At 45.9% G+C, this 1,015-nt stretch carries 1 protein-coding gene; it reads right to left on the bottom strand.

Annotated features, from left to right (window positions below):
- A partial coding sequence (locus AC30RD_RS09950; RefSeq protein ID WP_489494413.1) for a cytochrome D1 domain-containing protein occupies positions 1–1,015 on the bottom strand: 1,015 nt, incomplete at both ends.

Raw genomic sequence — 1,015 nt, 5'->3', positions numbered from 1 at the left:
TTTACGATTCCATATTGATGCCCAAACCTCTGAGCCATCATTATTAAACTCAAAGTGTACCGCCGCATAACCTTCTTTCTCGGTTAGGCGAATAGTCTTGACAATTTCGCGCGTTTTCTTTGATATAACCTGAACAGACTGTTGCACTTCTGGTTCTGGGTGCTTAGTCTGGTCAGCCCAAACATAGTCTGACTTTGGATGGGTACGCAAGAACACACCCGGGCCATCTGTTTCGACTTCGTAACAGATTTTCCAGGCATTATCTGGATGACCTTTTGGATCATTGCCCCAAACCGTCACTTTACCCACACCGAGGTGAGTGGTTCCACCTACTGGACCACATTTCGGGTCAACCCAGTTAGCACCAGGACCCGGGTGTGGTTTTTTATCCACATCAATCATGGCTTCCAGCTTCTGGGTCACACTATCAATAACAACCATCTTGTTTGATGCGTTTGCAGCAATCTGGAAGTAACGGCCGGTAGGATCAAAGAATCCATCATGCAGGTATTTGGCTGAATTTATTTCCGTGATTTTCAGGTTATCAAGATCAGAATAATCAACCTGCCACATTTGACCCAGCTCTTTTGCAGCAACCAACCAGGTTGGCGCCAGAGGGGTATCGTAGATAGCGGCTACACGTGACTCATTAACAAATTTGCCATCCACGTTAACACCACGTGTTGAAACCACTTTTAAAGGCATCATGGTCTTGGCATCAAGAATAACGAAATGAGGCGGCCAGTAACCACCACCGATAACGTATTTACCGTCACCCGATACGGCAACATCACGTGCATCATAAGCAACCTGGACATTGGCAACTTTCATTTTTTCAGGCGTCTGCCAAAGGTCGATTTTAGTCATCATGCCGTCACGGCCCATGACATACCAGAAACGACCAGGGTTATCGACTTTCATGCCCTCATGATGTTCGGTAGTTTTCAGTACATGTACCGCATAACCGGTATCAATATGCGCTACAATCTTCTTGGTATCACCATCAATAATCGCA

This window comes from Nitrosophilus sp. (genome assembly GCF_982775275.1).
The sequence above is the reverse complement of the archived record's forward strand: the minus strand, read 5'-3'. Positions and strand labels throughout refer to the sequence as shown.